Source organism: Streptomyces sp. NPDC002730, assembly GCF_042888805.1.
Classification (GTDB): Bacteria; Actinomycetota; Actinomycetes; order Streptomycetales; family Streptomycetaceae; genus Streptomyces.
Window position 1 is genome coordinate 1 of the sequence record NZ_JBIAQG010000041.1, and the last position, 8,859, is coordinate 8,859.

Genomic DNA, 8,859 nt, shown 5'->3' on the forward strand with positions numbered 1-8,859 from the left:
CCGCTATGACGTGGGCAAGACCGTCAAACGCCCCGAGACCCTCAAGGCCATCGGCAGACCCGGTAGGTCCTGGTAGATAAAGAACAAGCTCAGCTTGTCTTTTAACCTCTGTGCGCTTTTGTCTGCGGGTACCTCTCCTTAGGGCGCGGTTTCTGATCACGCGGAAGGGGAGAGCTGTTCGCGCACCCATTCGGGATCGGGGTTGGTGTGTAGCTGGCCCGCCACGACGACGGTCGGCACGGTCTCGTTGCCGTCGTTGGCTGCTCTCACCGCTGCGGCTCCTGCCGGGTCGCGCCAGATGTTGACCCAATGCAACTGGCGGGCGCTGCGGCCCAGCCGGATGCGCAGTCGTATGCAGTACTTGCAGCCCGGCCGCCAGAAGACGACCGGTCGGCCGTCGACCGTGCTGCGGCGTTGTGCCTCCTGCGCACCGATCGACCTCGGGAAGATCAGGGGTGAGTTCACGCTGGCGAGCGCCAGGAACGCCAGCAGGAGTGCTGCGGCCGTGCCGGGGCTCCCCTTGAAGATCTGCCCAGTCGCGACGGCTGAGCCGCTGAGCACAAGCAGCATCGGCAGGATCCAAGCGCGCATCATAGTGATGCAGGCTATCGATGAGTCGAAATGCTCCTCGAACTAGGCCGCTCACCTGGGTGTTCGCCGGACGCTGAGGCGGCCTTCGTCTGATCATGTGCTCCGACCAAGGATGCACGTGACCACGACGAAGGCCGTGAAGGTGAGTCTGCTACCTGATCATGTTCCGGGGGAAGCGTTCGCGAAAGCGTCACGCTTCCGGGAGGACTTATTCGACTGTCTGACCGCTCGCGGGGACGAACTGTTCGACCTCACGGATGCGCTGCTGTGTGCGGACGGACCGGTGAGAGCGCCGGTGGACCTGACGTTGGTGGCTGAGCACCGGCGCGGGCACGGCGCCATGTACGACGCCCTGAACAGCGGGAACATCGACGTGCCCCGTCTGCGGCAGGTGCTGGCCGGCCTGCCCATGCCGCACGCCGCCGACGGCCGCCTGGTCTTCGCGGTCGACGTCAGCAACTGGCTCCGCCCCGACGCTCCCACCAGCGCCGACCGCCTGTTCTGCCACGTCTACGGCCGCAGCGGACGGTCCTCGGACCAGTTCGTGCCCGGCTGGCCGTACTCTTTCGTCGCCGCCCTGGAATCGGGCCGGACGTCCTGGTGCCAACTGCTGGACGCCGTCCGTCTCGGCCCGGCCGACGACGTAGCCGAGGTCACCGCCGCCCAGGTCCGCCGGGTGGTCATCGATCTCATCGAGATGGGCCGCTGGCACCTCGGCGACCGGGACATCCTGATCGTGTTCGACGCCGGCTACGACGCCCCGCGCATGGCCCACCTCCTGGCCGGGCTGCCGGTGGAGGTCCTGGGCCGGATGCGCACGGACCGGGTGATGCGCAAGCCCGTCCCGGTTCCGTGGATCTCCCCGCCGCAGGGCAGGCGGCCGCCGAAGCACGGGAAGGAGTTCCGCTTCGTCAAACCGGACACCTGGGGCGATCCGGACGCGGCCACGGTGCAGGTCACCGACCGGTACGGAACTGCCCGCGCGATGGCCTGGGACCGCATCCACCCCCGCCTGACCACCCGATCCGCGTGGATCGACCACACCGGCGAACTCCCGGTCATCGAAGGCACGTTGATCCGCCTCCAGGTCGACCGCCTTCCCGGCGGCGGAGACCCGCTGCCGCTCTGGCTGTGGTCGTCGGCCACCGGCCTGAGCGGCGAGGACACGTCGACGTGCGCTGGCTGGCGTTCCTGCGGCGCTTCGACCTGGAACACACCTTCCGGCTGATGAAGCAGACTCTGGGGTGGACCCGCCCGAAGATCCGCACCCCGTACGCCGGAGCCCGCTGGACGTGGCTCGTGATCGCCGCCCACACCCAGCTCCGGCTCACCCGCGAATCCGTGGCGGATCTCCGCCGCCCCTGGGAGAGGCCGGCCGAGCCCGCACGGCTCACCCCGGCCCGTGTCCGCCGGGGGTTTCGGAACCTCCGCCCGCACCTGCACTGTCCGGCCCGTGCACCGAAACCCTCAACACCCGGACCAGGAAGGCCACTTGGCTCCAAAAATCGCCGCCCCGCGACCCGCTATGACGTCGGGAAAATGACCAGGCGACCCGAGAGCATCATCGAGCGCGACAGCCGCAGAGGTTAAAAGGCAAGCTCAGCACGGCGTCCGGTGCCCCGGCCCGGCACGCGGCGCTGAGATGGGCAGACAACTCACCGGCGCGGCCGCGCGGTACGGGAGGTTCCCCGACGGGGCGGCACCCCGGACGAGCGGCGCTCGCGGTGACGCAGCAACCAGTACAGCCACCAGGGAGATCCACTCATGACCACGCCGCCCCCATATCCGAGTCATCCGGCACACTTTTCCGGCGCCCCCTACGGATCGCCGGGCGAGTATCCCGCAGCTGCGGCACCGGGAGGTCCTGCACCCGGGCCGACTGACTTCACGTATGGTCAGACGCTGCCTTCCGCACCGCCGCTCGGGTGCCAGGTCTGCGGTGCACTGCCTGTGACGACGTTCCCCATCCGCGCGCACCAGGCATTCGTCTTCTACATGCGCTTCCAGAAAGTCGACGGCCCGTACTGCCGTCCCTGCGGGCGGGCAATCAACCGCGCGCTGACCACCAAGACATTGGCTCAGGGCTGGTGGAGCCCGCTCTCATTAATCATTTTCGCGCCCTTCGCGCTGATCTCAAACCTGATCGCCCACTTGATAATCAACCGACTGCCCCGGCCGGCAACCGGACCGCACGGGGGCCGGCTCGACGAAGGCAACCCCGTCGTTCTGCGTCCGCTCGCCTATGTCGCGCTTTCTCTGAACTAAGACCGCGTCCTACATGGTGAAGCGGACGAGTCGCTTGTAGCAGCACAGGGCTGCGGCGCGCTTACATGGGCGCGTCTGGGTCAGGCGTGCTGCCATCTGCATCAGATTCGTGCCGAATGCGCCAGCGCCGTCGTCGGTTCATCGCGTTCCGGGCGTCGCTGTCGGTGGGACACGTGAGACTGTCGATGTGTTGACGAACGGTCTTCTCATCGTGGGTAGCGAGCTGGTGCTCGGGGTCGCGATCGCTCTGCTCCTCATTCCTGGACCGGTTCAGCGCCGGTGGTTGCGGTCTTTGGAGCGCTTCGAGCGACTGCGCGCCGCCTCGGGGGTGCGTCGAGCTGCTCCGCTTCTGACGCAGATACTGCTGCTGCCGCCTCGAATACAAGATCGGGTCGACGGCCACGGATTGGCCCCTCGGTATGTCGTGCGGTGGTGGCGCGCTCTGCCCCTGGCCATGCCAATCAAGACACTCCGGTTTGTCTTGCTGCTACTAGTCTTGGTGAACGTCGACGACATGGCTGACTGGGAGCATCTGCGGTTGAGCGCGGATCCGGGACCGAAGCCTGGCGTGGTGCAAGAAATGCTCAGCAGCATCGTGGCAGTGCCGATGTCGGTGCGTGACATCGGCACAGCAGCGAACCTCCTGGCCTTCGCCCTGTTCTTGGTCGCCGAAGTGCTACTCATCAAGCGCACAAACATGACCAGCACCGGCAGCGCCGCGACGCACGCCGCCTATGACCTGGAGGCTCTCGCTGGGTACCCGGACAAGGAGGGTCCGCGAATGGAGTGCCGGCGCTGTTGGCCGACCGTTGCACTGCTGACGGTCGCAGCCCAGTGCGCCACAGTTCTCCGCCGCTGGGAGGAAACCCAGCCGGACTGCCAGATCCCGCGAGTTTCCATGCAACCGGTCGAGCAAGCAATCTGGAGGGCACATCGCACCCGCCGCGCCAGAGCCAGACAGCACAACGAGCGGCAGTTTAAGGCGCATGCCGCACTGGTGGTAGGCGCGCTACGAAGGGCCGAAGCGCGGCAGGACTCCGAGCCGGGCCGCGCCCTTGAAGACCTCATCGTGATGCTGCTGACAATCGCCGAACGCTACGCCGAGGGCCGCATCGACGACCTTCTCGACGCAGATCAAATCGCCGGTGTGACTCCGGCCGCGCCGAGGGAGCGATTGCGGATGGTCGTGGTGGGGCTCGTGGTCGTGCTGGTCATGGCTGGTGCGGCCGTCCTCGGGTTGCCCGAGGCTGCACTCGTCCCCTTGTTGCCGGTGGTGGTGCTGTTCGTCGCGGTCGTCTTCAACCGCGGTCGGATGCCAACTGCGGCGCAGCTCACCGATTTGATCATCCCTCGGTGAGGCTGAAGAGCCCACGCAGACCTGTCTGTCAGTGTCCTGATGCCACGTCACGAAATGGCGCCAACCAAGTCGCTGCGGCCCAGGGGCCGTTTCGATCGTCCAAGCCATCCGTGATCGCAAGGGTGGTGAGCGGTCCCAGCGACACGACCTCGGCTGATCGAGCCTTCGAGTTTTCAATCTCGAGGAGGAGCGTGGCATCGAAGCTGAACTCGATCCCTGAGTCGAGCATCCGGTAGGGCGCCCAAGGGCTCCCCGTCTCGACGAGCTGCCCCACTTCCGGCAGCAAAAAGCTCGCTAAGTCCCTTTCTGAACTACCACCTTCAAGCATGCCGGGAAGCTAGCAGAACCTCAGCTGACCAGCGAAAACCCCGCTGTTAGTTCAGTCAACGAGCCCATACCAGCAATGTGGGCCGTGTTGGTCCTGGCCAATCTGCTCGCACATTCCGCCTGAAGGCCCTGCGATGCCGGGCTCCGGGGGAGCAGAGCCGACCGTCCACGGCGCAAAAGAAGTCGCTCTGCCGTGGTGCCCTGCAGCAGGTAGCGTGGGCCGACGATCAAAGGGGAGGGGCATCAACATGCAGGTCAACGGTACAAGACACAGACGTATCGCCGTCGTCATGGCGGCCGCGGTGGGGCTGGCACTCATGGGGCGGGGTGCGGCGTCAGGGCAGCACAGGCGGACCGGTCCGACACCGATCGCCCGGTAGCAAAACAGACCTCCTTCGCCGAGCTGCCGGAGCGGCTTGAAGCCGACGGAACGACGATCACCGTCGGAAACCCTGACGCCCGCGTCGTCATCGGGCTGTACGAGGATCCGCGCTGCCCCTACTGCAAGGAGTTCGAGCTCACAGGCGGGGCCCCGGAAGTCGACGCCCGGGCCAAGCAGGGAAAGCTGAAAATCCAATACACGCTGGCATCGTTACTGGACGACCGCCTGGGAGGCCACGGCTCCCGCAAGGCCGTCAACGCGCTGCGCGCCGCCCTCGAAGAGGGAAAGTTCGAGGAGTACCACGCTGTTCTCTACGCGAATCAGTCGGCCGAGGAGGTCGACGGATACACCGATGCCTACCTTCTGCAGCTCGCCTCCAAAGTGCCGGGCCTGCGTGGCAAGCGATTCGAATCGGCCGTGAAAGGCATGCGCTACACGGACTTCGTGACCGCTTCGCAGGCCGCCTACGAGCGGTGCGGCGGCCCGGGAACGCCGACGATGTTGATCAATGGGGAACCGCTGCCCGAGAAGGTCGCCGGCGCCATCTACGAGGAACCTATGACCAAGACCCTCCTCGACATCGCGGAGGGGCTCGCGGGCCACTACACACAGAATGGCGGCTGACGCCGCCGCCAGCCGCAGGAGCATCGGCCCTTGCCGAATAGGTGTTCCCCAGGTGGTGGTTGCCGGGTTACTGTCCAGCTCTGCATGATCCCGAACGGGGAGTACCACATGTACGCAGCTGAAGCAGCAGGTCGCCCTGGGCGGCCGCCAGGAATTCGCGTCAACCCCGAAGGGCTCACCGACCGCCAGGCGGCCATCGTCCAGTTCATCGAAACGGAGGTTCACCGGCAGGGCTACCCTCCGTCGATGCGGGAGATCGGCAAAGCGGTCAAGCTCGCCAGCACCTCGTCTGTCGCGCACCAGCTCATGGCCCTGGAACGCAAAGGCGTGATCTACCGCGACCCCCACCGGCCGCGTGCCTACCGTGTCCGCACCCCATGGACCGCAGGCTTCCCATCAGGCGACGCCGGGCCAGCGATGGCTCAGGTTCCGCTCGTGGGTCGGATCGCTGCCGGGGCCCCGATCCTGGCGGAGGAAGCCGTCGAGGACACTTACGCACTCCCGCGCCAGCTGGTCGGAGAGGGTGAGCTGTTCGCGCTGAGGGTAGTTGGGGACAGCATGATCGACGCGGCCATCTGTGACGGCGACATTGTCACCGTGAGGCGCCAGCCCGATGCCGAGAACGGCGACATCGTCGCCGCCCTGCTGGACGGCGAAGCCACCGTCAAGCGGCTGCGACGCGACGCTCGCCGGGTGTGGCTGATGCCGCACAACCCAGCGTACGAACCCATCCCCGGCGATGACGCGGCCATTCTCGGCAAAGTGGTCGCCGTACTGCGCACTGTCTGAACCCGGGGCTCCGTCCGACATGCTGCCCCGGACACGGGAACCAACGGAACCAACGGAACCAACGGGCCGAGCTTGAGCTGAACGAGGTGGCGAGGGACGGCCACTGCCAGAACCTGTTGGTGAACACGATGGCGACAGCGTCGACGGTCGTGCGAGAGTTCGTTGCCCCCGCTACCGACGAAGAAGCCCGAGATGCCCCAGGACGACGCCCTCAACCGACTCAGCCACCTTGCGCGCGAGAGGGCATCCGGCAGACACATCGGTTCTGACAGACTCATCCAGGCGGGGCTGGACGCACTGGTCGCCGGCGTCCTCAGTCCCTCACTCGCCACGCTCGCCGGTCTCCTGCGGAGTGAGGAGCCCGAAGCGCCTAAGGCCGACCGGCAATAGGCGCCCGGGAGGTGGCGGGGGCATCAGAATGGTCACGGGTCCACGTGATCATGGAGTTCTCTACGCTCAGTAATCACAAAGGACGGCCTGGCCGCGCTGCCATTTTGCCTGCTTGAACCCTCCCAGAGGGCGGTGCAGGGTGGATGCATGACATGGACAGCACCACCGGTCGAGCGCACCAAGCAGCTAGGCGGCCTGGGTACCGTAACTGAGCGTCAGATGTTGGAGGGTTGGCTGAGCTGGCACCGGGAAACGTTGCTGGCCAAGTGCGCCGGGCTTGAGCCAGCCCAATTGGCGCGGACGACCGTAGAGCCGTCGAACCTCACCCTCCTTGGCTTGGTCCGGCACATGCGGAGGTAGAGCGATGGTGGTTCCGGCGAAGCTTCGCAGGTGAGGCTATCGGTGATGTCTTCACCGGCCCGTCAGATGGCAATGAGGGATTCGACGGAGTTCACGCAGCCGATGCGAAGAGGGACTTCGGAATGTTCCAGACCGAGGTCAAAGCGTGCGACGCGGCGGCGGCCGGGCACGACCTCGACGAGACCTTCATGTCCTCTCGCGGAGTTTCCCTCAGCCTGCGCTGGGTCTACGTGTTGATGATCCAGGAGTACGCCCGCCACAACGGCCACGCCGACTTCCTACGGGAGCGGACCGACGGGGCAACGGGTGACTGAACTTCTTTCTCAGACCGGTCCGGCAGCAGGTGCCCGGGAGATGGGATGAGCTTCAGAACGGGCACGGGTCCACGTGATCATGGAGCTCTCTACGCTCAGTGATCACGAAGGACAGCCGTGCGCCGTGTCCCCGACCGGACGGTGTTCGAGTACGTGGTGCTCGCCTTGGTCCACGGCTCGGGCTACGAACGGGTCTCCAGCCCCGGATGCTCTGACCGGACCATCCGTCGACGTGTCAAAGAGTGGGCCGAGCAGGGGATATCCGAAGTGGTGCATGTTCTCGCGCTGGAAGCGTACGACCGGATGATCGGCCTGGAACTGTCCGAGATATCCGTGGATGGTTGCATCACCAAGGCCCCGTGCGGCGGCCAGGGTGCGGGCCGGTTGTCCGCGTACACCCTCATCTCCATAGCGGCGTACACCCTCACGTCCAGAGCTCTCGGCGCGTCGTAGAGACGTTCGAGGCAGGGGGCGATCACCCTTCGGTTCGTCAGCGGCCAAGCAGACGAGTCCGAAGGGTGACCGCTTCTTATGATCCTGGATCCGGAGGAATGGATGGACCTGCGAAGGCTCCGCGTCCTGCATGAGGCAGTCGTGAGTATCAGTGCGATAGCCCGGGAGACCGGGCACGACTGGCGGACGGTGAAGAAGTACCTGGCCGCCGAGGGGGCGGTGGTGCCGAGCGCGCCGCCGCGCAAGGGCACCCAGCCCCGCAAGATAGCCAAGTTGGCGCCGGTGGTGGACGCGTGGCTGCGCTCGGACATCGAGTTGAAGGCCGCGGTGATCCACGAGCGACTCGACGACCAGTACGGCTTCGAGGGCCACTACCAGCGCGTGAAGATGTATGTCGCCGAGGTAAGACCCCGTATCCGGGCCGACCTCGGCCTGGACGACGGCAAGTTGTTCGGACTGCACCGCCGGTTCGAGGTGGTGCCCGGCGGGCAGGCCCAGGTCGACTGGGGAGATGAGGGCGGCATCCTCGCGCACGCGGGCATCGCCAAGGTGTACTCGTTCCACATGGTCCTGCCCTATGTGCGGGACCCGTTCTGCTGCTTCACCACGTCGCAGGACCTGGCGACGTTCTTCGACTGCCACCGCCGGGCGTTCGAGCACTTCGGCGGTACTCCGGCCACGGTGGTCTACGACCGGACGAAGACCGTGGTCAAGCGGCATGTCGGACCGGGCAAGGCGGTGCCGTTGCATCCCGAGGCGGTCGCGTTCGCCTCGTCCTACGGCTTCGACATCGACGTCCTGGCGGCCTACCGGCCTCAGGGGAAGGGGCGCGTCGAAAGGCAGTGCATAGAGGCTGCGCAGATAGGCGCGGTGGTGGGACCCCGGCAGCAAGACAGGCACAGGTCTTGGCGATCATGGAGTTGCGACGCTCTGTGATCACCGGGGAGACCTGTGCCTGTACTGCCATCATGGCTGACCGAACCACTCTGGGGCCAATTCGCCGCCCT

6 protein-coding genes and 4 pseudogenes are annotated in these 8,859 nt (G+C 66.0%); 8 read left to right on the forward strand and 2 right to left on the reverse strand.

The window, feature by feature from the left end:
- Positions 1–156: 156 nt before the first annotated feature.
- On the reverse strand, positions 157–594 hold the full coding sequence (locus ACFYXH_RS41955; RefSeq protein ID WP_389575013.1) for a glutaredoxin domain-containing protein: 438 nt from the start codon (positions 592–594) through the stop codon (positions 157–159).
- Between the two features lie 109 nt (positions 595–703).
- Between ACFYXH_RS41955 and ACFYXH_RS41960 the strand changes: the two are divergent.
- The 3 genes and pseudogenes from ACFYXH_RS41960 (at position 704) to ACFYXH_RS41970 (ending at position 4,213) form a co-directional block, all read left to right on the forward strand.
- Positions 704–2,181 (forward strand): annotated as a pseudogene (locus ACFYXH_RS41960) (NF041680 family putative transposase).
- Between the two features lie 360 nt (positions 2,182–2,541).
- On the forward strand, positions 2,542–2,856 hold the full coding sequence (locus tag ACFYXH_RS41965; RefSeq protein WP_389575016.1) for a hypothetical protein: 315 nt from the start codon (positions 2,542–2,544) through the stop codon (positions 2,854–2,856).
- 499 nt (positions 2,857–3,355) lie between these two features.
- The gene (locus ACFYXH_RS41970; protein ID WP_389575018.1) at positions 3,356–4,213 is read left to right on the forward strand and encodes a hypothetical protein; all 858 of its coding nucleotides are present in this window, start codon (positions 3,356–3,358) and stop codon (positions 4,211–4,213) included.
- 28 nt (positions 4,214–4,241) lie between these two features.
- Here ACFYXH_RS41970 and ACFYXH_RS41975 read toward each other — a convergent pair whose 3' ends face one another.
- Entirely contained in the window at positions 4,242–4,541 is a 300-nt protein-coding gene (locus ACFYXH_RS41975; RefSeq protein WP_389575020.1) for a hypothetical protein, read from the reverse strand.
- Between the two features lie 474 nt (positions 4,542–5,015).
- Between ACFYXH_RS41975 and ACFYXH_RS41980 the strand changes: the two genes are divergently transcribed.
- The 5 genes and pseudogenes from ACFYXH_RS41980 to istA all read left to right on the forward strand — a co-directional run.
- Positions 5,016–5,546, forward strand: a complete 531-nt coding sequence (locus ACFYXH_RS41980) for a DsbA family protein (protein ID WP_389575026.1) — start codon at positions 5,016–5,018, stop codon at positions 5,544–5,546.
- Between the two features lie 108 nt (positions 5,547–5,654).
- A complete protein-coding gene (gene lexA / locus ACFYXH_RS41985) occupies positions 5,655–6,335 on the forward strand; it encodes a transcriptional repressor LexA (RefSeq protein WP_389575023.1) in 681 nt (226 codons plus the stop codon).
- 537 nt (positions 6,336–6,872) lie between these two features.
- Positions 6,873–7,399: pseudogene (locus tag ACFYXH_RS41990) on the forward strand (DinB family protein).
- 120 nt (positions 7,400–7,519) lie between these two features.
- Positions 7,520–7,783 (forward strand): annotated as a pseudogene (locus ACFYXH_RS41995) (IS5/IS1182 family transposase); the annotation flags it as partial.
- Positions 7,784–7,930: 147 nt separating this feature from the next.
- Positions 7,931–8,701: pseudogene (istA, locus tag ACFYXH_RS42000) on the forward strand (IS21 family transposase); the annotation flags it as partial.
- Positions 8,702–8,859 lie beyond the last annotated feature (158 nt).